Here is a 25,271-nt window from a genome sequence, read left to right on the forward strand (position 1 = left end):
CGCCCACGCGGATCCGGGAGTAAGCCCTGTCAGCTTTTTAAAATTAAGACTGGCGTTTTTATAATCTTTGTTTTTGAAATAGCATTGCCCTAGTCCGCTATATGAGCCTGCAAGTTTAGGATTAAGCCTTATCGCATTCTTAAAACTAGTAATAGCTGCGGGATAATTTCCTTTTGCTAAATGGATTTGCCCTTGCATATTATGTGCCCCTGCAGCTCTAGTATCAACCGCAGCAGCTTGTTTCGCAATAGCGGCTTGTTTCGCAATAGCGGCTTGTTTTGCAATAGCAGCTTGTTTTGCAATAGCGGCTTTCTTTGCAGCAGCAGCTTTCTTTGCAATAGCGGCTTTCTTTGCAATAGCAGCTTGTTTTGCAATAGCGGCTTTCTTTGCAATAGCAGCTTTCTTTGCAATAGCAGCTTTCTTTGCAATAGCGGCTTGTTTTGCAATAGCGGCTTTCTTTGCAGCAGCAGCTTGTTTTGCAATAGCGGCTTTCTTTGCAATAGCAGCTTGTTTTGCAATAGCGGCTTGTTTTGCAATAGCAGCTTGTTTTGCAATAGCGGCTTTCTTTGCAGCAGCAGCTTTCTTTGCAATAGCGGCTTTCTTTGCAATAGCAGCTTTCTTTGCAATAGCAGCTTTTTTTGCAGCAGCTTGCTTTAGGGTATCGATTTTTTTATCTATGACGCTTAGTTTATTTTTCGCAGATGTTAATGCACTTTCCGCTACGGCCACTTTTAGGTTTGCTTTTTTTATGGCCAGGTTTTTTGCCTTCAACCGGTTTGCATCGTTCTTCGCCTTTGTCTCGGCGTGTATCCGTTCCCTTTCCGCATTATGGGCGGCTGTTATGCTTTTGTTGATTTCTCTCTGCGCGTTATTAATATCTCCCTTAATTTGCTTTTCATGTTTATATGCTGCCAACAATTGCTTACGTGCTATTTCCACTGAGGGCTTATATTTTTCGGCTTGTTTCATTGTTTTTAAATGAATAAGTCTCCATTTCTTCTTGTACGCCTGGCTCTTCGGAGGAGCACCAATTTTATTATGAAAGCCGGGTTGCATATTGTTAAAGGCAGTTGCCGCCTGGCTTTGGTATTCATAATATTTTTTCCTGGATTCATTGTATGAAACTTTCTTTTTCTCTGTCGCGTTTTTTGCGGCGTTCAATTTCTGCTCATGACTCTTTTTCCTTGCCTTAGCCTGGTCAATTTCATGAGTCGCAAAATTATATTTTTTCTGCAGCGCGAGTTTTATTTTTGCCGCATCGAGGACGTTTTTATTCAAAGAGTTTAATAAGGAAGGATTATTAGCCCTATTAAGTTCCCCCTGAGCTTTATTGAGATCATTTTTCGCTTTTGTCACTGCCTGCAGATTTTTTGTCCGCGCCTGCTGCAATACTCTAATGTTCGACACAGCAGAAGATGCCACGGGGGTATATGTACAGAAATAAACAAACATAAGAAGTAATGACAATATCAGCATGCGCGATCCGTATCTTGTTTTCACGGTATTTTCCTTTCATTGTTTTTGTCGCATTATCCTACCTTATAAAATATCTTTTATCAATTTTTTCATTCTCTTCTTCATCTTTATGATTTTCTCCTCTTTTATAGTACAGCATATATCGTGCCAACTTTATCCCCTTGAAAACTACATAAAGGCGAGCATGTTATGCTTCATTATGGTGCATTTGTGGTGTTTTGAAACATTTTGTCCGTTAAATCCGGGCTAGCTCAATCGTCCCCAGAACTCGTCCAGGAAGGGAATTCATCAGTCGAAACAGTATATTCTAAAATTTTTACAAGTACGCGGATTAAGGTATGAAGGAGTAAAAATTGGACCCAAAAACATTGGGATTACATCAGAATAATCAAGTTTGAGAATAAAGCGGATCAATTTACATGGTGTCGTTATATTGAAATATTGAAACATAAAAAAGGCACCCCATTTAACCGGAGTGCCTTTTACTTTTCATTTTTAATCAATTACTTTTTCAACAATGTTTTCTCAGGAAAAGAAAAATTATTCAGATCTGCATTTCGCGGTAACGTTCTTGCAAAAACACCGTTAGTATCATTACCAACGACCGCTATTGCGTACTTAAAATCCAACGTTTCAGGATAAACAAATTGTATTGTCGTTGTACGATTACCATCAAAAACATTTAATATTGCCGGTTGCATACTTCCTGATGATGTTAATTCAAGATATCGATTAAATGTTCTTAGAAGTTTTCGATTTCTGTCATACACATAACATTTTATGTATGGCAGCTCGACTTTACCGTTTTGATATACCTTGAACTTTACGTTGATACAGCGGAGCATCCGCATGCCAACGCCTTGATCTTTAACCCAGCTATTTACCACGCCTTTACTGACAGATTGTATTTCAATAACATTCTTTACATTCCCACCCTGTTGCATCCTATCAGTCCAACCGACTTTATTTCTGATGTCTTCGATCGTACCGGAAAAAACGCTCGGGCAAATAACAATAATACCAACAATTATTGCAACACTTATACCGATATTTTTTTTCATAACAACTCTCCTTTTAGTTGAATGTTATGAAAGTCACTTCGTGAAATCTTTATAACACTTAAAAGCATACGATTCTAACGTGAACCCTATGCAGACTTATCGTCCTTCGGCGCAATAGACGCTTTATAGCATCTCTGATTACAAAAATACTTACCGTTTCTATAATACCACGCTTTTTTCTGCAAAGCCTTGTTGCACTTCGCGCATGATTTTGGGCGAGCACCTTTACCGCGAGGAATCTTAACCTCTTCAGGTTTGGCTTCTTTTTTTTCTTCTGTCGGTGCTGGCGCTTCCTCTTTTTTCTCCTCTACTGGTGCAGGAGCTTCTTCTTTAACTTCAGGAGCTGGCGCTTCTTCAGAAGCAGCTTCCTCTTTTTTCTCCTCTGCTGGAGCGGATGCTTCTTCTTTTGCTTCCGGTGCCGGTGTTTCTTCGGCTACTGGCTCTTCTTTTTTCTCTTCTACCGGAGCGGATGCTTCTTCTTTTGCTTCCGGTGCCGGTATTTCTTCGGCTACTGGCTCTTCTTTTTTCTCTTCTACCGGAGCGGGTGCTTCTTCTTTTGCTTCCGGTGCCGGTGTTTCTTCAGCTGCAGGTTCTTCTTTTTTCTCTTCTACTGGAGCAGAATTCTCATCCTTTTTCTCAGCAGGTTGTTCCTGAGGAGCTACAACTTCCTCTTTAACTTCTGCAGATTCTTCTGATTTTTGTTCTTTTTGCTCTTCTGTCATTATTGACCTCCTTCATACATGAGCGTACATACTATATAAAAAACGTTTTGATATCAACTTAAAAATGCCAAAAATACTTGTTTCATATATAATAGACGGAAATACAGATAAAACGTTCCATTTTACTACATACTCTTATTTACAAGGGTATTATTTATATCCCTATATATACAAGAGCGTTACAACTATCCTAGAATTGCTACTGGCTTGAATCCGTAATAAAGTTTGCCATACAGACGCTTATTGACGGGTATAAGCTTTGTGAATTTGTGTTTTCGAAATGATATTAATTAATAGTTATTAAAATTGTTCCGGCTTAATGATTACTTGTGAGGATAGTCTATTGATAGCTTTTTCACATGCGAGGATCTTATTCTTATTACGCAAATATTCATATACTGATTTTGATCTCTTATAATAAATAAGCGCCTTTTTGAGCTCACCCCTTTTTTCATACAACCCGGCAAGATTATTGAGCCCTATTGCAATACCTTCCACATTTTCATTTTTCTTATCGAGACGCAAAGCCTCATTATAGAAAGTACGTGCTTCAGTATACTTTTTATTATCTTCCAATATATTCGCTTTGTTGTTCATTCCTGCTGCAAGGATAAATTCATTTTTAATGCTGCGCGCAATACTAATTGCTTCATCAAAACATGCTGCTGCTTTTTTAGTTTTGCCGAGCCGATACAAAAACTTTCCGTAATTATTTAAGCGTATTGCTACATCGCTTTGTTGTCCTGACTTTCTTGAAAAAGTCAGAGCTTTTTCAAAACATTTCCCCGCATTGTCCGTTTCACCCTGCATTTCATATATATTTCCAATATTGACATAATTTGTTGCTAGTCCAGAATAATCATTCGTTTCTCTGTTAATAGTAAGTGCATTATCAAGATGCATTCGTGCTTCATCAAATTTCTCAAGGCGCACATAAATGCATCCCATATCATTCAAATTCCTCGCGATTCCAGGCAGATTATCAATAGCTTTGTTAAGCTCTAAAGCTCCTATGAGATTAAATAAAGAGCTTTCTATCTGTCCTTTCATATATGCCTTCTCAGCATCACGAGACATATTAGCTGCCATGTGTTTCATCCCCTTTTTCTCAGGGGGGGCAATGCTACACCCAGCAAGCGAAACAAGGCAGCATGCAACAATTGTGATGTAACAGAGATTCTTCATTTGCGGGGAATAGTTATTTTTCATTCTTTGCGCTCAATCCTGCCTTCAAACTCTATTGGCTTATAGGTTTGTTCTTCTCTGATACCTGTTCTGATAAACGGTAAGCGTTTAACCGCCCCCATAACTTCCTGCATTTCACTCATACCTTTATTTGCAGAATCTATAAGCTCGGGTAATTTTGGCAGAACAAGTTTGAGTTCATTGCTTAAAAGATTAAGATTATCGATAAGAGTTTTACTTTCTCTCATAAATTTCAATGTTTCATTATACAACTGCTTATTTGAAACTATTTCACCGGCCATGCCTTGATTATCGACAACGCGCTTAGATATAACATTCATGTTTTCCATAAGCTCTGCCAGCACGTTCGAATGACTATCAAGTTTTGTGTTGAGCTTGATAAAGAGTTCTGATTTATCCGTTATATGAATGGGCAATGAATTATTCTCTTTTTGATAATTATTCAAAAATTCAACAAGATCTCGCGTATCTCTAAAAAGCTTTCCATCATCACAAAGAAGCGAAAAAACCGAACTATCGTTTTCTGCTATCTTCTTCGCAATCGTATCGAGTTTCACAAAAAGGCTCTTATAAGGACCGTCGGGATCCAATACATCTTTAAGAAGCTGTACCATTGAACTTGTTACAAACATCAAATCCTGCATGGTAACTTCTTTCACAGTACGAACATTGATAAAAGCACCGTTTTTAAGAATCGGTTTTTCAACGGAACCAAGAGTAATTTGCAGTTCGGAACTTCTCAGGATATTGGGTGTTACAATGGAGACAAAAGAATTGCTTCTGATCTGTTTTTGGTATTTTTCTTTAATGCATAATAGTACTTCTATTTTATTTTGCTCATTAAAATTTACATCTTTTACTTTCCCAATCGCTATACCTTCCATAGACACCACTGTATCAAGATGTATATCTGTTCCATGATTGAATTGACCTTTAAGAATATATGTTTTCGCAAACCAGTCCTGCTGTCTTGACACAATCAAAAGAAGCACAAGCCCCGAACAAATAACACCAATAACAAACATTCCTGCAACACGCTCTACATATTTAGTTCTAAATGACATAAGGATTCCTTTATAGACTTTCCCCTGCTAAATATTCTTTTATTAAAACATTGTCACTATGAAGAACAACTTCTGGTGCATCACACATCACAACGGTCTGATCTACATATATCAAACTATCAGCAATTTCCTTTGCAAAACATATATCATTAGTGGCCACCACTGTGACCATATTATACTTCTCTTTTATCAACTTAATCAAACTTTTTATTGCTTTTGCACTAACAATATCAAGACCGAGAACAGGATTATCATAAATGATTATATCCGGCTCGTTTGCAAGCGCCATTGCAATATTAGCTATCCGCCTCTTACTCATACTCATTTGAGCCGGACGATAATTGATCAAAGATCTGATCCCTAAATAGTCAATAATCTCATCTATTTTTATTTCTGTTTCAGCTTTTTTGTATTTTTTAAAATACTGCTTTGGAAGTGCAATATTGTCTCTAACACTTATATTACTTATCAGTCCACCTGTTTCAAAAACAAAACCAGCAGCAATTCTTCTTTCACTAACAGCATCACACATCGGATACTGCTTACCATCAATCGTAACATCGACAGTGCCTGATGTAGGCTCATATATACCGGCCATGAGTTTACAGAGTATTGTTTTTCCCCCACCGTTAGGACCAATCATACAATAGAGTTTATCGTTTTCTATTGTTATGTTCACATCTTTAAGGATATTTTTCCCATCAAAAGTAAACGACATATTTTTTATTGTAACGACACCACTCATCTGCTCACCTTAATAATATAGTACCGTTATAAATGCGCTTATAATAAAACACCAGAAAAAAGAACTTATCACTGCTTTCGTTGTCATTTGCGGTATTTCCGTTGATGCGTAACGCGTGGATATCCCATAAAAACAACAGATAAAAGAAATAATAAAACCAAACAAGATACTTTTAAAAATATTTATCCCTATATCAAGCGGAGTAATTGACGAAAAGACACCATCCATATATTGAGCGGTCGGCACATACAAATAATAATTAGATAGCAACATTCCACCGACGATGGTAACCACGGTAAATATAAATGACAGACATAAAAGAGATATCGTCATTCCAATCACACGCGGCGCTACAATAAAATATAATGGGTCTATTCCCAGCACCTTTAATGAATTTATTTCCTGATTTACAACCATAGAACTTAATTCTGCGGCAATTGCCGTTCCGGAACGTGCAATTAAGATAAATGAGATAATGAGCGGCGCAAGCTCACGCACAACCAATATCGTAAATATTTTACCAAGAAATATGCCTGCACCTACCTGTGGCACAAACATGTCTACTTGCATGATAATTGCTGAAAAAAGAAATACTGACAGAAGGATAACAAGGGGTATCGCGTCAACAGCAGTAAAAAGAACCTGAAAAGAAGTAACTCGAAGTATTATATGTTTTCCATGCTTGAGGTTTCTTTTAAATGAAAGTATTGTTTTATAGACAAAAATATTAAAATCTACAAGGATACGTATATATCTTACGACCGGCACCCCTAAAGCATGTAGAATATCCATTTTTAACCCCTATGGACTATTTCAGTATCTATGCATTACATTCGGCATGGCGCTTTTACCCCTAAGAGATGCAGTCCGTTTGCGATAACAATTCGTGCAGCGTCAATAAGCGTTAAACGCGCAAGTGTCAGTTCTTCATCATCCGATAACACTCTACATCGAGTATAAAACACATGCATCTTACTTGCAAGATCTTCTAAATAGAGTGGAATCCAATGCGACTCAAGCTTATCTGCGGCAATACCAACAATATCTTCGAACCTTCCAAGAAACTTCAATAAATCAAGCGCTTCAGGCTCATTCAATAATTCGAGACGCGCATTCTGCAGTAACTCTTTGGTGATATAAATACCTTTTTCTTCTCGTGCCTTTTTAAAAATACTTGATATACGTGCATGTGCATACTGCACATAATAAACAGGGTTATCAGAACTTTGTTTTTTTGCTAGTTCAAGATCAAAATCAAGGTGGCTGTCTGTCTTTCTCCTCACGAAAAAGTATCGCGCAGAATCTACACCGACTTCATCAATTACTTCACGCAAGGATATAAATTCTCCGGCACGTGTTGACATAGAAAGCCGCGTGTCGCCCTGAAACAATGTTGCAAGCTGCACAATAACAACGGTAAGTATATTTTCGTCATAGCCTAACGCTGTTAAAGACGCTTTGAGACGCTGAATATATCCATGATGGTCAGGGCCCCATAAATTTATAAGCATCTCATACCCTCTTTTACACTTATCATCGTGATAAGCAATATCAGGGGTAATATAGGTCATGTCACCGGTATTCTTTATAAGCACCCTATCTTTGTCATCGCCATATTGCGTTGATCTAAACCATAAGGCGCCCTCGTCGGTATAGGTAAGCTTCTTTTCCCTTAACGTCTCTAACACTGCCTCGATTTTTGTGGTTTGGGCAAACTTTTTTTCACTAAACCATGAGTCAAATCGCACATTAAACTCAGTGAGATCATGTTTGATATCTTCTAGTATTGTGTTTGAGGCATATTCCATAAAATAAGGAATAACATCTTCTTGTGTACTGTTAAGATACTTATTACCGTCTTTATCAATTATCGATTGAGCTATATCATAAATATATGCTCCTTTATATCCATCTTCCGGAAAAGAATCCCCTTTACCAAGTTTTTCTTTATACCGTGCATACACAGAGAGTCCTAATATATGTATTTGTTTTCCTCTGTCATTGATTAAATATTCTCGTGTGACATCATATCCTGCAAAAGAGAGGATGTGGCTTAGCGTATCACCGACAGCTGCCTGACGGCCATGCGCAACAGTCAGAGGACCAGTGGGATTTGCGCTGACAAACTCAACCATGACCTTTTTACCCTTCCCAACATTGACACGTCCATAATCTTTTTCCTGTTCATGAATAGTTCTCAGCATTATGTGACATGCATGCTGAGTTAAGTAAAAATTGATAAACCCCGGTCCCGCGATCTTTATCTCTTGAACAGTATCCGAAAGTGCAGGGTCATTATCAAGCGCCTCTTTTATGCCGAGAGCAATTTTGGGCGGTGCATTCTTAAACGTTCGGGCAAGCTGCAAAGCACAATTTGTTGATATATCACCAAATTGTTTGTCCGATGGTGTTTCTAACAGTATGTCGGGAAGTGTCTCTGGAGATATTCCAGAATCTGAACACATCTGATTCAGTGTATTTTTCAGCGAAGATATTATAATTTCTGTTATAACTTTATTCATCTGTTACAGTTCCATATGTAATTTTCTGAGCATCTTCCCATAAACGTTCCAAATCATAATGCTGTCGAGCTTCAGGAGTAAATACATGTATAACAACATCAAAATAATCTATAATCACCCACTTAGAGTCTGAAAGCCCTTCCATATGATAATAATGAATATTATGCTTTTTTTTGTTCGTGCAACCAATTTCTTCAGCAAGTGCTTTTACATGTTTATTATTCGATCCAGTAATAAAAACAAAATAATCAGCGACAGAGGAAATCTCTTTAATATCAAACAAAATGATATCGGTTCCCTTCTTTTCATCCGCAATCTTTGCACACATAAGAGCCAATTTTTTTGCATCAGTTTTTTTATTTTTAATAGCACACCCCCTACAAATACAAGCCTTTTTGCTTAATATATTTCTCAGCTTTCTCAGGCACAATGTATTTTATGTTTATATTATTTTTTATTCGCTTTCTGATATCTGACGATGATACAGCAATGGGAAAACCTTTTATTGATCGAGAAAAATACTTTTTAAGCGTACCCATCCCAGCTAACGTTTCATTATACAGGCAACCGGGCCTTTCATAAGATATTATTTTACATAACTTAACTATCTCTTGAGACTGATGCCACGAATGAAAGTCAGCCATACTATCAGTACCCATAAGAAAGAATAATTCATCGTTTTCAGAAATTATCTTTTTCATAGATCTCAAAGTATCTACAGAATATGACGTTCCACCCCTGACAATCTCGATATCTGACAAGGTAAATGCATTATTTCCTTTTATCGAACACCGTATCATATGCATACGGTCTTTCGGGTCAATAATATTTTTATTCCTCTTATGAGGCGGAATATAAGCCGGAATAAAAATCACTTTACCCAGTCTATACTGTTCCAGGGCCATCTGCGCAATATATAAATGACCATTATGAATAGGATTAAAGGTTCCCCCAAACAAACATATTTTCATTTTTTATATCCGGCAAATATAATCTCTCACGACTTTTTATTCGTGACACGCACTACGATCTTATTTGCCCGTTTCCCATTACAAGATATTTGTATGTTGTGAGCTCATTGAGGCCCATTGGACCGCGAGCATGTATTTTATCTGTGCTGATACCGATCTCCGCACCAAAACCAAATTGACCACCGTCATTAAAACGGGTAGACGCATTATGGAATACTGCCGAAGAATCGACCTTGGATAAAAATTCTTGTGCCGCCTTCTTGTTTTTAGTAACAATAGTATCAGAGTGTTTTGAACCGTGCGTATTAATATGAGCTATAGCATCGTTAATGTTATTAACAATACCGACAGACAATATTAAATCTAAATATTCCGTATCCCAATCTTTCGCCGTTACCGGCTTAACACCCTTAACGACTTTTCTCACACGCATGTCACCTCTAATCTCAACATCTTTTTCTCTCAAAGCATCAGCAATAACCTGTAAACATTTTTGCGCAATATCTTTATGCACAAGTACAGTTTCTATCGCATTACACACTCCCGGACGCTGTGTCTTTGCGTTTACTATTATATTTTTTGCCATCGTGATATCCGCATTTTTATCAACATACACATGACAAATACCATTATAGTGTTTTATGACAGGTATTGTAGAGTTCTCAGTGACAAATCGAATAAGCCCTTCTCCACCTCTAGGGATAACCAGATCTATACTTTCGTTTTGCACCAAAAGCGGCTTCATTAATGCCCTATCAGTATATTTTATTAGCTGTATAGTGTCAGTAGGCAATCCTGCTTTCTTACATGATGCGGAAAGAATATCGGCTATCATCATATTTGAATGTATAGCTTCAGATCCGCCACGTAAAATAACAACATTTCCCGACTTCACGCACAATGCGCTCGAGTCTGCAGTAACATTAGGACGTGATTCATAAATAATGGCAATAACTCCTATAGGAACTTTCACCTTTTGTATTAATAACCCATGAGGCGTCTTCCACTGGTTGATACACTGCCCAACAGGGTCTTTTAGGCACGCTATTTGTCTTAACCCATCGCACATGTCATTAATTCTTTGATCGGTTAATGTAAGTCTGTCTAAAAGTGCTTCAGATAACTTTTTCTTACGTCCACTAATCAGATCTTTCTCATTTGCACGTTGAATATGCTTTTTATTCTTACTAATATCCTCTGCCATTTGTTTTAGGGCTTTATTTTTCTTTGCAGTTGATATAACGGCTAATTCTAATGCCGCTTTTCGTGCACGCGAAGCAACAGATATAATATATTTTTCATAGTTCATGTTATCGTCCCTAGTTCACACCCATGAAATTTATTTATAAATTTCTCTGAGTATAGTCCCCTTGGGGATCGTTCATGGTTCATAGTTTATTGAAGACCTTAGATCTCGTTTTTTTTGTTTTTTCTTTGTTTTTAGTCTCTGGTATAAAATATTAGGTATTGTTTTTTTATTTATTATTTTGTCTTATAGCATATAACTTACAGCTTACAGCAGGACCAGTCTGTGGTCTCTTGTCTCTGGTCTCTATAAAAGTACGAGATGATTTCTATGAATCACCTCGTCATGTTCTTTTTTCCCTAGCACCTTTTCAATATCTTTTGTTTTCAGTTTCTTTATTTTCTGCACTTCGCTAACAGAATAATAAGATATCCCTCGCCCCATTTCTTCTCCCTGCGTATTGAGAACGCTCACCGTATCGCCTTTTAGGAAATCACCATCGCAATCAATAATTCCAGACGCTAAAAGTGACTTTCCGCCACCCTTAAGCGCATGTTCAGCGCCTTCATCAATAGTAATAGTTCCCGCAGGTGTTACAAAAAAAGCAATCCAGCGTTTTCTTCCTGCCATTTTGCCTTTCTTGGGAAGAAATATTGTTCCGAGATCTTTACCTTCAAATAAATCTATTAATATATTATTTTGCAGACCATTAACAATAACAGCCGCTTCACCCGCGCGATTGACATTCTTTATCGCTTTGAGTTTGCTCTTCATACCGCCGGTACCGAGTTGTGATTTTTTCACGTGACAGAGCTCTTCGACCTTCTGATCAACGCTTTCCACGATTGAAACAACATGACCATTACGGACATCTCCTGTTTGAGAACAATCTATCAACCCATCGACATTTGTAAGCATAACAAGCATTTGGGCCTTAATGAGATTAGTAACAAGAGCCGATAGATAATCATTATCCCCAAATTTAATCTCATCAGTGCTCACCGTATCATTTTCATTTACTATAGGAATCACATTCAGGGTAAGAAGATTACATATCGTGTTACGTATATTTATATGCCTGGTACGCACCTTCAGATCATCATTAATAAGGAGTATTTGTGCTGTATTTTCCCCTAGCTCTTTAAAATAGTGATGATATTCACGCATTAACGCGCATTGCCCGACAGACGCCACTGCTTGAAGCTGCGGCAAAGACTTTGGACGTGATTTTATTTTCAATTCTCCCATACCTGCACCAATAGCAGCTGATGATACAAGCACCACTTCATACCCGCGCTTCTTTAAGTCAACAACCTGCTGTGCAATATGAGCTATTTGCTTTTTATCAATCAAGCCTTTACTGTCAGTTAACACATTAGTCCCTATTTTCACGACTATGCGCTTAACCTTACGTAAAATATCTTCTCTAAATTTTTGATTTAATTCATGCATTGAAACAGTACCTTTTTTATTTATTTCTTATTCATGTATTACAGTCCTGATTTTTTCTAAAAGCGATTTGACGCCTTTTCCCGTCACCGCAGAAATCGGGAATATTATATCCTTTTTTAGCCCAATGGTCTCTATGAATTTATCGACATTTTCATCTGCAACAGATAAATCAATTTTGTTTAACGCTACGATATATGGTTTCTCGAGCAATGCGATATTATATAAACGTAATTCATCTCTTATAGAATCGTAATCTTTTAGCGGGTCTCTTCCATCATACCCTGCGCAATCGATGACGTATACTAACATTTTTGTTCTTTCAATATGTTTTAAAAAATCATGTCCGAGTCCTATATTTTTATGGGCGCCTTCTATTATACCTGGTATATCAGCTATAACAACCGTGTCATACCGGTCATAAGTCACAACACCTAAAACAGGAGATAACGTAGTAAAAGGATACCGACCAATCTTTGAGCGTGCATTTGATATACCGTTAATGAGGGTTGATTTCCCCGCATTGGGATTACCCACTAACCCTACATCAGCTATTAATTTTAATTCTAGACCATACGTTTTGTCTTCGCCTGGCTGTCCTTCCTCACGTGTTCGTGGAGCACGATTTGTCGAATTCTTAAATGCTGTATTTCCTCGTCCTCCTAGTCCACCTTTTGCAACGACATACACTTCGCCATGCTCGGTAAAATCATAAATAACTTGTTCAGTTTCAACGTCTTTTATAACGGTGCCTACAGGAACCATCAGAGTCACGCTTTTGCCGTCCTCGCCATGCATATCACTACCCATGCCATTTTTACCGCTTTTGGCTTTGATATGTGGATGATACCTAAAATCAAGGAGAGTATTGACATTTCTGTCCGCTTTAAGAGAGACTCTTCCGCCATTGCCTCCTTTACCTCCATTTGGGCCACCGTAGGGAATATACTTCTCTCGACGAAAGCTAACACATCCGTTGCCGCCATCGCCACCACGTACAAATATTTTCACTTTATCAATAAACACGGAATCCTCATCACTTTTTGATTAGTAGATCATTTGCATTAACTATAAAATCTTCGGAAATAAAAAAGGATTCTGAGTAAACGCTCCATTCAGAATCCTTTTCATATTTTATTATGATAACAGGTACTATGCCTGTACGGGTTGTACGCTTATTTTCTGCCGTACAGATTTATGCCCGTCAAATGATACAATTCCGTCGATCAGAGAAAAGATTGTCCAATCTCTTCCAACACCAACGTTTTTCCCCGGCTTAAATCTCGACCCTCGTTGCCGAACAATAATACTGCCTGCACTCACATACTGTCCACCATATGCTTTAACGCCTAAACGCTGTGCATTACTGTCTCGACCATTCCTTGATGTACCTTGTCCCTTTTTATGCGCCATTATATCACCTCGTTATACTTCTTTTTTTTGTGTTCCTTCAGTACTAATCTTTTGAATTTTAACCTCGGTAATTTGTTGTCTATGTCCAATTTTCTTTGAAGAATCTTTTCTTCTTTTATACTTATAGGCGATCAACTTTTTACCTTTTGTTTGCACAACTAATTCGCCGACAACAACAGCGTTTTCAATAAAAGGTTTTCCGACAACAACTTTTTTATCATCGGCTATAAGAAGTACTTCTTCAAAATTAATTGTATCTCCAGGATTTCCGTCAAGTTTCTCAACGGTAACAACATCCCCTTTAGTAACTTTATACTGTTTACCACCAGATTTAACAACCGCAAACATAATATCCTCCAAAAAATGATTGTTTACACAAAGAATAGGAGTTAATATAAAACACTATTATCACTTTTTTGTCAACAATATTTTAAGCCTTATTAGGTAAAGGCCGCTATATTCTACACAAGCATCGTTATGATATTAGGTTATAATTATAAATAAAGGAGCTAAAAGTAGCCATTAGATGCCGCTAACCATGGGTACTAATGCGTTATTGTAAATTTATGGAACCAATTGCTCTATACATACATATACCGTTTTGCATAAAAAAATGTACCTATTGTGACTTTTGTTCTATCCCTGTTCCATCCAAAACAATAATCAATAACTATATAAATGGCGTAATTAGAGAAATTAAGAGCTATTATCCACATATAAAGCAGTATAAAATCGATACCGTCTATTTTGGCGGTGGGACACCCTCTTCAATTAACCCATCACATATTAATCGTATCCTAAAAGCAATTCGTGAATCAAAACAATTAGAAGATCATGCGGAAATAACACTCGAGGTAAACCCAGGAACTGTTTCAAAATCAAATTTAGAGACCTATAGATCACTAGGTATAAATAGATTAAGCATAGGAGCCCAAAGCTTTATCGATAATGAGCTTGCTCTTCTCGGCCGCATACACACTGTTGATGACATTCACAAGGCATATACATGGTCAAGATCTGCCGGTTTTAACAATATCAGTTTGGACCTCATATATGGACTTCCCGGTCAAAAGATGCATTCTCTTACTTATTCACTAGAGGAAATAATTGCATTATCGCCCGAGCATATATCTACCTATAGCCTGACGATCGAAAAAAGCACCCCCATATTCAAACAGGTTCTTTCGGGATCTATCCCGGACATAAACAATACACTACAAGCTAAAATGTTTACCGCTATAATGAATAGACTAAAAAAATCAAGCTATACTCACTATGAGATATCCAACTTTTCTGCACGAGGTTTTCATTCAATACATAACACAGGGTACTGGACAGGAAAAGAGTATATTGGCGTAGGTGTTGGGGCTCATTCAAACATTAATCATATACGCTATAACAATAGCAAGAATATTGCCACCTATGTAGCACATGCTCGCAAAAGAAAAGAACCTACTCTTTCCGAAACAAAACAATTCTGGGAAAAAATCATACTTGGATTAAGGATAATACATGGAATACAAATAGACAATATCCCTGCCACATGCCACACATATGAGCAAAAAATTGCGTCTCTGGTAAAAAAGAAGCTCATTACATGTGAAAATAATAAGCTCAGACTAACAAAAAAAGGGATATTGTTTTACGACGAAATTGCTGTAACCTTGATATGACATATTCTTGCAGAGTATTCTTACTCTTTTTCCATCAGAAGGTTTGGCGCGTACGTCACCTCACCGCCGGCGACCTTTAAACGCACATATTTTGTTTTATATCCTTTTGCTTTAATCTCGAACACTGCATAGCCAGACTTGGTAGGATCGCTAACATTTCCTTCAAAGAAAATAACTCCTGATACAATATTTGAACTCACTCTATACACATATGCATTTTCTGTCTTTAGCGCTTCATTTTTAGGAGATTTTGCTATGGCATGTATATTGATTTTTGGGAGTTCGTATCGTTCATCCTTCGTATAATAGATTTCTGCTCCAGTCCTGAAACACATGCTTGGATTCTTTACATAATCAATATATTCTGGATACACACGAGCAATTACTAAAAAGTTTTTTACGGTATATTGCGCAGGATCTTTTTGCGGTATAAGATTATCGGTAAGATATGATACAACATACTTATACTGTTGTTGGTTACGGTTTGTAACTTCTGTCATTTGATGGTGTCCGACGTTCACCTGTCTTACTTGTGCTTTTTTATATCCAATATCTTCTTTTCCGTCTCCATCATCCAGATAAATATGATTCAGATTTGCGCTATAGCATTTAACTAAACCATCGTCCTCAGGCTTTTTAAATGGATTCATTGTGTTAAAAGGATTACCGATTACTGTAAGTACTTTTACATTCATGCTGTCCAATTTATCACGCTCCTGTTCAGTATATTTCTGTTGATCTTCAACACTGAGAAAATTGACCAGATACTGCGGATCTAGCGGCCGCTCAAGATCAAGTCTTTTAAAGGACGTGAGATTCACCGAGCTGCCGATTTGATTTTCCATTACCTGCACATCCCCTACAACTGGCACTCCTGATCGAAATAGTGGCAAATTTCGCTGATACAGCGGTGGCTCCTTTTTAAACCAATCGGTCATAATATTTGCCATCTCACTTCCAGATAAGGATGGCGCAACACCGATAAACCTTTTTAATGGCCTTTTATATTGGCCACTCAAATACCCCTCTATGAGCTTTAGCGTTCTATCATGCTGACTCATATCGAGGAGACCTTTTTCATCATCATCAAGATATTTAACAAGAAACTTTAATGTTGTGACACCGCCAAAACTATGTGCGACAACATTAACTGCGTCTACTTCTTCAATTCTCAATATGTCTTTAACAAAACCAGTAAATTCTCTTCTAAACCCTTCCACACTTTTTTCATCTTCTACCGTGTCGTAGCGAAAAACATACACCTTAAAATATCTATCTAGTGATGGATTAGCAATATCTTCTCGCGATAAAAGTTCAGGGAATTTTTTCCAGTTATGGCGGTCCGCGCCTAAGCCATGAATAAAAATTACCACTTCCTTGTTGCGACCTGCTTTTTTACGAAGCTCGGCATACTTTTCCTCTTCTTTAAGGATTTCATAATAATCATCGAAATCATCGGCGAGATAAAAAGCGTTTACCGCACAGCACCAGGCAAGGTTATTATATCTACAATCTTTTTTTAAACGATCAAAGGTAAATTCAGCACGGTCTTCAGTAAAATCCTCATCAGGATGATCGGGTGTCTCTAAGATTTTTCTATATTCTCTGTCACGTTCCTCCCATTCTTTTTTATAATGTTCGAGACGTGATTTTGAAAAGAGATACTTATTATAGTAGCGATACCACGTATAGGGTTTTCCTATATAGTACTTATGCACCTGTGCAAAAAGATTTTTTAGTTTTGCAAGATTAGCTTCAGAGGGACGTTTATAATAGTCGTTTGCAGCAGTTCCCGGGGTAAGAATATCGAATAACTGCTTTTTTAGTTCATTTCGTTCGATGTAGAGTTCATTAAAGAATATTTCATACGGATACTTTGTTATCTCGCACATCGTCTTTTCTTCCGCAGAGAAAAAGCCGCCTTTTCGATTTGCAGTCGTTCGACACTTATCCTGAAGCACCAGATAAGCGTCTTCCAACCTATCTTTTGTGTATGGATCATCTATTGCATTTTCCCACATCTCGATCGTTGCATCCAGATTAGATCTCATCTCTTTGATCTGCTCGAGCTCTGCCTTTTGAGTTTGCTGATCACTCTTGGAAGGAAAATGAACGCAGCCTTGAAATAAGACTGCCACGATTATTACGGTTAAAATAATATGAATTTTTCTGAACATATGTTTACCCTATTTAATGGACAAAATTATACTTCATATTATCCTCTTTGAATAGTGATAAATAATTTTTATCGTGAGACTGCCACGGTGTTATATAATTAATTGTGTAAAGAAGAGATGCTAGGTGAAATCACCGCGAAGGTGGCACAAAGTGACTCCTACGCGGTGGGAATATGGGTAAATCGTATTTTTTTAGGATAAAGACCTACGGGAACCTATTTGTACTACACAATGTGTAACGCACGGACGATCTTCCGTGAAGCGTCACCTTTACCGTAGGGGCTTGCAGAACGCGACATACGGGTATACACTTTTTTGTCATGTAATACCTTCTCTACGTTATCAACGATAGATTTAACTGATGTACCAACCAGTTTCGCCGCACCTGCTTTAACAACTTCTGGTCGTTCGGTTGTTTTTCTCATCACTAAAACCGGTTTACCTATCGAGGGAGCCTCTTCCTGAACACCACCCGAATCAGTTAAAACAATATGCGCTTTACTCATCATAAGAGCAAATCCGTCGTATTCTAACGGTTCTATGAGATGCACTCTATCAGACTGTGACAGTATAGAAAAAACCGGTTTTCGCACATTAGGATTGAGGTGAACAGGATACACAATTTCAACATCATCATTTCTCAAAGCGATCTTCATAAGCGCTTTACAAATATTTCCAAACGGCTTACCAAAATTCTCTCTCCGATGAGCAGTTACTAATATCAGTTTCTTTTTCGTATTAAAAACAGGTTTCTTCTTTTTGTTCTTTTTGAGTGTCATGAGAAGCGCATCAATACTTGGGTTCCCGGTATGATATATGGTGCTTTTGCGAATACCTTCTTTTAATAGATATTTCACTGCTTGTTTTGAGGGCGCAAAATGATAATCCGCTACAGACGACAATATCCTTCTGTTTACTTCTTCTGGAAACGGATGAAACCGATCAAATGTCCTGAGCCCAGCTTCAACATGTCCTATTTTTATTTTTTGGTAAAAACATTCCAGCCCCACAACCATCGCTGTTGTCGTGTCACCCTGAACCAAAACGATGTCAGGTTTAACGGTTTTGAGAACACCATGGATCTTTTTCATGGTATTTATTGTAAGCGTGGTAAGATCCTGATTCTTCCGCATAATATTCAAATCTACATCAGGTTTTATCTTAAAGATAGATAATACCTGATCGAGCATATGACGATGCTGTGCGGTAACACATACCACGGTCTTAATGTGGCGCGGATGTTTTTTGAGCTCCAATACGATCGGCGCCATTTTGATCGCTTCCGGCCTTGTACCAAATACTACTAACACTTTTTTCATGTTCAGCTTCCCTTACACTTCACTACCGATAATACGGTTTTAAGAGCGATCTTACAGTCTAACAATAGCGACCACGTATCAATATATTCCAGGTCAAGCTTAACGCTTTCAGAAAAATCTTTCACTTCACTGCCCTGCACCTGCCACAGTCCGGTTATACCCGGCTTCATGGTAAGCCTTCTTCTCTGCCACGCTCTATAATTCTGCACCTCTTCAGGCAATGCCGGTCGGGGCCCGACAATACTCATCTGGCCTTTTAGCACATTCAAAAACTGTGGTAATTCATCGAGATAGGTTTTTCTCATGAACCTGCCAACCTTCGTAACACGAGGATCCTCATCCATCTTAAACAAGGGGCCTCTCATTTCATTATATTCCTGCACATCTTTTTTCATTTCATCAGCGTTCAAAACCATAGAACGAAATTTAATCATATTGAAAAGCCTACTCCGCAGGCCCACACGGATTTGATGGTAGAAGACAGGCCCTTCAGAAGTCATCTTGATCAATACCGCACACAAAATAAAAAGCGGCGATAAAACGATCAAAATAACACATGAAAGAAGATAATCAATAATCTGCTTAAAAAAGAGCTGCCATACATTCTGCGAGATAGTGCTAATAGATATCGTTGGTATCCCATAATAATCATCAAATGACATGTTACTACTCGACATATCAAAGAATTCAAAAACAAGCCTTACTTTTATACCCTCCTGTTCACACAAAAAAACAGCGTCTTTCACCTGACTAAAATGTTCGTTTTCAACAATAAAAATAACTTCATCGATCGGGTGATCGTGGATAATATCGGTTATATCCTTTATATCCCCAAGATACTGGCAATCGTTTATTGCGGAACTGCCCGTAAAAGCCCCAACATTGATGTACCCTGCGACAGACATCGTCTTTTCAGCATTAAAAACCTGTGATCCCTTGGTAACACCCGAGCGATTACCGGCTAAAATAATATGCTTTGTACGATACTCTTTCGGATACACCTGATCTATCACAAGCGACAATACTTTGCGTATGCCCATCAACATAAGGATATTCACAACCCCGAAGAGCACAAGAAAAAGCCTGCTGACATAATGAACTTTACAGAGGAACAGTCCAAAAATAAGGACTAAGATACCTATCGTTACCGAACGTACAATCTCGGCTGCTTCAGCATTAAATGGATTCACGCCCTTATAGAGCCCCTGCTTATTAAAAATAAGCAGCCACAAAGGCACAATGAACAACAACAGCCACAGATATTCATGCAAAGGATAGAGCGACGATACTTCCACCGGAAAATGCCGGGTTTTAATGTGATATGCCAGGTAAAAACTTACGACAATAGTTATCGCGTCAAAAAATGCTTCCAACCCAATTTTTATTTTATTCTTCTCTTTAGAATACATAATAGTTTCCCCATATTAAATTATTATTTAAATACAGTATCGGATAGTCATTATACCTGAAATGCGTGCGTGAGGAAATACTATTTTGCTTTTTTACTGTCGCAGATTTGCATGTAGTAGCGCGCCTGCTTCGCAAGGTTAGTGTCCCCTTGCAACGTTTCAGAGAAACACTTACGCGCCTCTTGATAATTATTTTGATAATAATGAATCAACCCTTTGTTGAAAAGAGCGATTATTGCAAGGTTACTGGTTTTATGATTTTCTATAACTTTATCAAAGCATTCATTCGCATTTTCCATATCATTCATAGCCATATATGACTCACCCAGCTGAAGCAAAGCTTTTTCGTGCAATGCATCTACATCATTAGATGCACAAACCGCTTTAAAATCATTTATTGCCTCATCATAGCGTTTTAATTTTTTATTACACATACCTCTTACATATAACACATGGGGCGATTCCTCACTGGCCAATAAACTCTTTAAAAAGATATCGCACATTTTCTTAGAAACAGTATAAGATCCAACATCATAGTATCGTTTAATAAGTTCCTTTGTATGTGATTGATAAAACTCATCTTTTTTTTCACTCTCATCCATACACTTTAACTTCACAAAATCAAAATGCGCGGAATAACCATACCTTTTAATATCATAAAACTTCAGCGCTATCCCCCCGCACAAAGCCAAATAATCATCGTGTGCGTAAACATCCCGGCATTTATCCGCATAATCTTTATAAAACGCAAATGAGCTGTCATACGATCCATTATAAAAAGCATCTCCAGCCATTTCTTTAATCCCTTCATGTAAAGATGTATCACGAGTAGACGAACAAAGGGTTAGGTAGTCCTTGTAGAGTTGATCGCTATACAACTCTGTCATTTTCATTGTCAGTAACCTCTGTGTATATTTCTTAATTGTATTAGCATATTTTCGGTATTCCAAACTTGCTTCTTTAAGATTCATCACAAACTTGTCAAAACACTTTTGGGCTTCCTCAAAGCGATATTGCCTGAGAAAGCATACAAATCGAATATAGTTTCTTTCTCCACGCGGCAGGGCAAGATCATCATTATCCAAGACACGCAAAATCGTGCTGTACACCTTTTCATATTTTTCGGCAAAAATCTTAGCAGCATCTTTATGCCCAATTGCAATGAGCTGTTCCATTAGAGATAGAGCATTATTTATATCTTTAGCATTTTTGTGTCTTTTTTTTATGAACGAATCAATACCTTTTTGTATGCCTTTTATCTTTTCACTTTTATTGTTGTGATATACATCTTTTGCAAAGCCGGTTTTACGCATCGCTTGCAAGACATATTTATTTTTCATAAAACAGTCCCAGACAAAACCGGTACGGAAATTTTCCACCGCAACAAGAAAAACACCTATATCAAGACCATAGTTGTTCCTAGCGTAATAATTTTCATCAAGATTACATGCGTTTTTAAAACCATATTTCCCATGGATAAGCGGGTATTTTTGATATATGTAGTGAAGCGCTGACATACAGCGTAAAGGTGTAAAGTTTATAGATGCCCCGATCCCTAGGGGAGAGATCGTGCCATCATACGAGGAGATATTTTCTCCGTTTGGAATAACTCCATGACTCATCGTATAACCACGCGGCAACGCGACAGAAGTAATACCCCACATGTTAGGGCTGTATGTTTTATATTCATGAGCATGGTCAATACAGAAACGCCTATTTGCTGAAGTAGCGCGAACAGAATTTACAAACCAGTTTATTCCTTCACGATCAAAAACATCTTTTAGATCAAACCAGAGGTGCGCATACTGATAAGTAAAAAGCGACCCGTACCAAGAATACACAAACTGGTCACCTCCCCGGTAAGCGCCTACCTCACGTTTCCAATCATAAAATATGCGAGCAGGAACATCATTGTTCGGAGACCCTGCCCCGAGCAATGTCACAAGCATTGTTTCATCTGAATAATAGTCCCATCTGCCCTTTAGAAATCCTTTTTCGGGAGTCCATCCCATCAGGAGTAATATCCTGTCATCCCGTACATCTTTATCTCTATATGCAAGCCAATCCATTCTCTTATATATCGATGGAACCATATCTTTTATTTCACCACCGAAATATTCACCAGCGGTAATCATGCCGCATAATAGCATAGCGGTATCTATGGTAGATATCTCAGACTTTCCTGACCGCTTGGCAGTATTGTACTTAAGGAAATGATAAAAGAAACCATCTTTGTCATAAGCTTTATAATGATGATCTTTACTTCCTCCACAAAAAGTCTTGAACGTTAGAAGAACGCGACGTCTGGCTTCATTTTTATCTATCCACCCGCGTTCAGCACCTATACAAAGAGCTGTTAAGCCAAGACCGGTTACCGCAATACTTGAATCACCAAAACCCGCACAATCACGAAAAAGTCCTGTTTCCATGTTTTGATTTTCATAAAAATATAAAAACGCCTTTTTCTCAAGAAGATCCAGAAAAGCATTGGTATTCATTCGCGGTATGGAGTATCTGGCTCTGCATGGCTTTAGTGGAAGCACACTGCCTTTGGGAGTAACAGAACTGAGACGGATATAAAGAGCATCTTTATTTTGTTGGAACTTTGTATCATCAAAAGTAAACGTAAATACATTTGAGCCGTTGTTGTAAGAAGAGTCTATTCGTTGCCACGTTTTACCATTATCCTGAGACAGCTCAAACCATACGACTTCTGCCCCGTCCCCTTTGGTCTTTACTTGAACGGTATTTTGATCCTCATACAAAAACACTTTATGTACTCTTTTGCCATTACTGTAAAAATTGTTCCGAAGTAAGACCGCATTGCTCTTATCATTTCGTAAAGATAACGTACCGAAAAGAATATCATCAATATAGATTGTGCTTTTCCTTCTTTTACTGTCATTATCAAACACAAAGACGATCTCACACAGTTTTGATAGATCTGCACTGCTTTTAAAATGTCTGATAGGAATAAACACCTTCCGCCACGATCTATCGACTTTTCTGCCAGACACATAATTTTGCACTGCCACATTGCTCGCAATATCATCACCGTATTGGTAACGCCCATCACCATTAATATCAAAGTGCAATTCAATCCTGAAATCTTCCCCGCCTTTTTCACCTTTCACCCAAAAACTCAGATATTTCGCTTCTTCCATGAATTTTTTTTGAATAGGTAACAGATTCCCTGTGGACAAGACAGAATATGAATATGATCCTTTTTTTCTGACATCGTAGGCGAGCTTCAATGAACTACCTGATTTTCCAAAGGTAAGTTTGGGATTAGACTCGTAGGATACCTTACAAACACCCGGCTCAGCAGTATCCCCGCCAACCCAGCCGCCTAAAAGATTTTTATAGGAATTACGTTTATTGAAATCATCTATGAGGAGAACTGAAGACTTACCCGTATGAGCATAAGTCGGAAACACAAAAACCACAAAGAAACAAACAGCAAAAAACACCCACCGCACCGGGACACCCCTTTTAACTTATTTGTAACAGGTAACTAAAAACGTAATTCCCCTAAATACTCAAAAAAAATGTTACTTTTCGCTCTATATCAACGCACTAAGAAATTTACTTGCACTGAGTACACGAATATCGTCTTTAATAGAATCAACACCCTCTTGCTTAACAACTTGATAAACATAAGGAATTTTTAATTTCCGCGAAAAATAACGCAAGTTATCAGAAATACCCTTATATGATTTTTTTGTTTCTACACAAAACCACGGCTTATTATTTATTGTCACGAGAAAATCAACCTCTCTCTGACTAACATCTCTAATATAGTGAAGTTTTGCTTTATACCCTTCTACATCAAATAAATAATCGCAAAACTTTAAAAGATGCGATGCAATAATATTCTCAAATCTTATACTTTCATCTTCTACTTCAGCCCAATCCCACAAGTAGATCTTTGGCTCTTTTCTCAGTGATTTGATAAGTGTGCTTTGAAAAGGATATATTCTAAAATGGTAATAAAATCTCTCTAATATATCAACCCACAACGATACAGTCTTATGGGTAACTCTTAGATCTTCCTTCAATGAATTTACAGAAAAGAGAGAACCAATCTTATTTGGCAATAATTCAACCAAGACTTGCAATGACGACAAATCCCTCACATTTTCAATATCTCTTATGTCTTCTTTTATCAACCTATCGATCTTCTCATTATGCCAGCGCCGTAATGTTCTTTCGTCTTGCTTACAAAATATTTCAGGAAATCCGCCAAATCTGAACAATTGATTTAATAATTCTATAGATTCTTTGTTATTATCTAAAAATTTTAGTTCTGTAAAAGCGCCATTATCCTGCTGCTTGTTCATCAGCTCCGCAAGTGAGAGTGGATGTAGTCTCAAGGAACGATATCGCCCAAGCAACGAATCACCACCTTTTTTATATACATCTAATCGAGCACTTCCTGTTACCAATATCTTAAATCTATCTTTATATTTATCATATTCGCCCTTTAAATAGTTCTTCCAATCTTGATATTTATGTATTTCATCAAAAATCAGTAATTTTTTATCTGTCGGAAAAGTATCTGCAAGAATAATTTTTCTATCTTGTCGATTATCCCAATTTAGATAGGCATATTTGCTAGGAAAGGCACTTTTCCCAACCTGGTCGGAAATGGTTGTTTTACCGACCTGTCTTGGGCCAGAGATAAAAACCATTTTATCTTTAAGATCCTCTATAATATATTTTTCTAAATATCTTTTAATCATTACTTTCTCCAATAATCATCCTATCTACATATAATGATGCAAACTTCTATATAAGATTATTATACCAAAGTATAAA

Annotated in this window: 21 protein-coding genes; 1 reads left to right on the forward strand and 20 read right to left on the reverse strand. The window is 37.6% G+C overall.

Going from position 1 to position 25,271, the window contains the following annotated elements:
* The 15 genes from P9M13_10665 to rplU all read right to left on the reverse strand — a co-directional run.
* Positions 1–1,500: tetratricopeptide repeat protein (locus P9M13_10665; protein ID MDP8263746.1), on the reverse strand; the 1,500-nt coding region annotated here is incomplete at its 3' end.
* Between the two features lie 479 nt (positions 1,501–1,979).
* Positions 1,980–2,537 (reverse strand): hypothetical protein, encoded by a 558-nt coding sequence (locus tag P9M13_10670; GenBank protein ID MDP8263747.1) that lies wholly within the window; start codon positions 2,535–2,537, stop codon positions 1,980–1,982.
* A gap of 86 nt (positions 2,538–2,623) precedes the next feature.
* Positions 2,624–3,259, reverse strand: coding sequence for a hypothetical protein (locus P9M13_10675; protein MDP8263748.1), 636 nt, complete (start codon positions 3,257–3,259; stop codon positions 2,624–2,626).
* Positions 3,260–3,559: 300 nt separating this feature from the next.
* Positions 3,560–4,468 (reverse strand): tetratricopeptide repeat protein, encoded by a 909-nt coding sequence (locus tag P9M13_10680; GenBank protein MDP8263749.1) that lies wholly within the window; start codon positions 4,466–4,468, stop codon positions 3,560–3,562.
* Positions 4,465–5,529: an MlaD family protein gene (locus tag P9M13_10685; GenBank protein MDP8263750.1), complete on the reverse strand. Its 1,065-nt coding sequence runs from the start codon at positions 5,527–5,529 to the stop codon at positions 4,465–4,467. The genes P9M13_10680 and P9M13_10685 overlap by 4 nt, the downstream gene beginning before the upstream one ends.
* A gap of 10 nt (positions 5,530–5,539) precedes the next feature.
* Complete coding sequence (locus P9M13_10690; protein MDP8263751.1) at positions 5,540–6,274, reverse strand: ATP-binding cassette domain-containing protein; 735 nt, start codon at positions 6,272–6,274, stop codon at positions 5,540–5,542.
* Between the two features lie 9 nt (positions 6,275–6,283).
* Positions 6,284–7,066, reverse strand: coding sequence for an ABC transporter permease (locus P9M13_10695; GenBank protein MDP8263752.1), 783 nt, complete (start codon positions 7,064–7,066; stop codon positions 6,284–6,286).
* 35 nt (positions 7,067–7,101) lie between these two features.
* Positions 7,102–8,796: an arginine--tRNA ligase gene (gene argS / locus P9M13_10700; protein ID MDP8263753.1), complete on the reverse strand. Its 1,695-nt coding sequence runs from the start codon at positions 8,794–8,796 to the stop codon at positions 7,102–7,104.
* Positions 8,789–9,124 (reverse strand): ribosome silencing factor, encoded by a 336-nt coding sequence (gene rsfS / locus P9M13_10705; protein MDP8263754.1) that lies wholly within the window; start codon positions 9,122–9,124, stop codon positions 8,789–8,791. The genes argS and rsfS overlap by 8 nt, the downstream gene beginning before the upstream one ends.
* A gap of 49 nt (positions 9,125–9,173) precedes the next feature.
* Positions 9,174–9,767, reverse strand: coding sequence for a nicotinate-nucleotide adenylyltransferase (gene nadD / locus P9M13_10710; protein ID MDP8263755.1), 594 nt, complete (start codon positions 9,765–9,767; stop codon positions 9,174–9,176).
* Between the two features lie 52 nt (positions 9,768–9,819).
* Positions 9,820–11,076 carry a glutamate-5-semialdehyde dehydrogenase gene (locus P9M13_10715; protein ID MDP8263756.1) on the reverse strand — a complete coding sequence of 419 codons (1,257 nt, stop codon included), beginning with the start codon at positions 11,074–11,076 and terminating at the stop codon, positions 9,820–9,822.
* A gap of 243 nt (positions 11,077–11,319) precedes the next feature.
* Positions 11,320–12,465, reverse strand: a complete 1,146-nt coding sequence (proB, locus tag P9M13_10720; protein ID MDP8263757.1) for a glutamate 5-kinase — start codon at positions 12,463–12,465, stop codon at positions 11,320–11,322.
* A 27-nt stretch (positions 12,466–12,492) separates the two neighbouring features.
* Entirely contained in the window at positions 12,493–13,488 is a 996-nt protein-coding gene (gene obgE / locus P9M13_10725; protein ID MDP8263758.1) for a GTPase ObgE, read from the reverse strand.
* A gap of 126 nt (positions 13,489–13,614) precedes the next feature.
* Positions 13,615–13,875 carry a 50S ribosomal protein L27 gene (gene rpmA, locus P9M13_10730; protein MDP8263759.1) on the reverse strand — a complete coding sequence of 87 codons (261 nt, stop codon included), beginning with the start codon at positions 13,873–13,875 and terminating at the stop codon, positions 13,615–13,617.
* A gap of 12 nt (positions 13,876–13,887) precedes the next feature.
* Positions 13,888–14,223, reverse strand: a complete 336-nt coding sequence (rplU, locus tag P9M13_10735; GenBank protein MDP8263760.1) for a 50S ribosomal protein L21 — start codon at positions 14,221–14,223, stop codon at positions 13,888–13,890.
* A gap of 200 nt (positions 14,224–14,423) precedes the next feature.
* On the opposite strand from rplU, the gene hemW reads away from it, so the two are divergent.
* Positions 14,424–15,548: a radical SAM family heme chaperone HemW gene (gene hemW / locus P9M13_10740; GenBank protein MDP8263761.1), complete on the forward strand. Its 1,125-nt coding sequence runs from the start codon at positions 14,424–14,426 to the stop codon at positions 15,546–15,548.
* 20 nt (positions 15,549–15,568) lie between these two features.
* On the opposite strand, the gene P9M13_10745 is transcribed toward hemW, so the two are convergent.
* The 5 genes from P9M13_10745 to P9M13_10765 all read right to left on the reverse strand — a co-directional run bounded on the left by P9M13_10745 (position 15,569) and on the right by P9M13_10765 (position 25,195).
* Positions 15,569–17,725 (reverse strand): alpha/beta hydrolase, encoded by a 2,157-nt coding sequence (locus P9M13_10745; GenBank protein ID MDP8263762.1) that lies wholly within the window; start codon positions 17,723–17,725, stop codon positions 15,569–15,571.
* A 224-nt stretch (positions 17,726–17,949) separates the two neighbouring features.
* Positions 17,950–19,044 carry a UDP-N-acetylglucosamine 2-epimerase (non-hydrolyzing) gene (gene wecB / locus P9M13_10750; protein MDP8263763.1) on the reverse strand — a complete coding sequence of 365 codons (1,095 nt, stop codon included), beginning with the start codon at positions 19,042–19,044 and terminating at the stop codon, positions 17,950–17,952.
* Positions 19,045–19,046: 2 nt separating this feature from the next.
* Complete coding sequence (locus P9M13_10755) at positions 19,047–20,453, reverse strand: sugar transferase (GenBank protein ID MDP8263764.1); 1,407 nt, start codon at positions 20,451–20,453, stop codon at positions 19,047–19,049.
* An 80-nt stretch (positions 20,454–20,533) separates the two neighbouring features.
* The gene (locus P9M13_10760; protein MDP8263765.1) at positions 20,534–23,932 is read right to left on the reverse strand and encodes a glucoamylase family protein; all 3,399 of its coding nucleotides are present in this window, start codon (positions 23,930–23,932) and stop codon (positions 20,534–20,536) included.
* A gap of 84 nt (positions 23,933–24,016) precedes the next feature.
* Positions 24,017–25,195 (reverse strand): ATP-binding protein, encoded by a 1,179-nt coding sequence (locus P9M13_10765; GenBank protein MDP8263766.1) that lies wholly within the window; start codon positions 25,193–25,195, stop codon positions 24,017–24,019.
* Positions 25,196–25,271: the final 76 nt, after the last annotated feature.

Source organism: Candidatus Ancaeobacter aquaticus, assembly GCA_030765405.1.
GTDB classification, from domain to species: Bacteria; Auribacterota; Ancaeobacteria; order Ancaeobacterales; family Ancaeobacteraceae; genus Ancaeobacter; species Ancaeobacter aquaticus.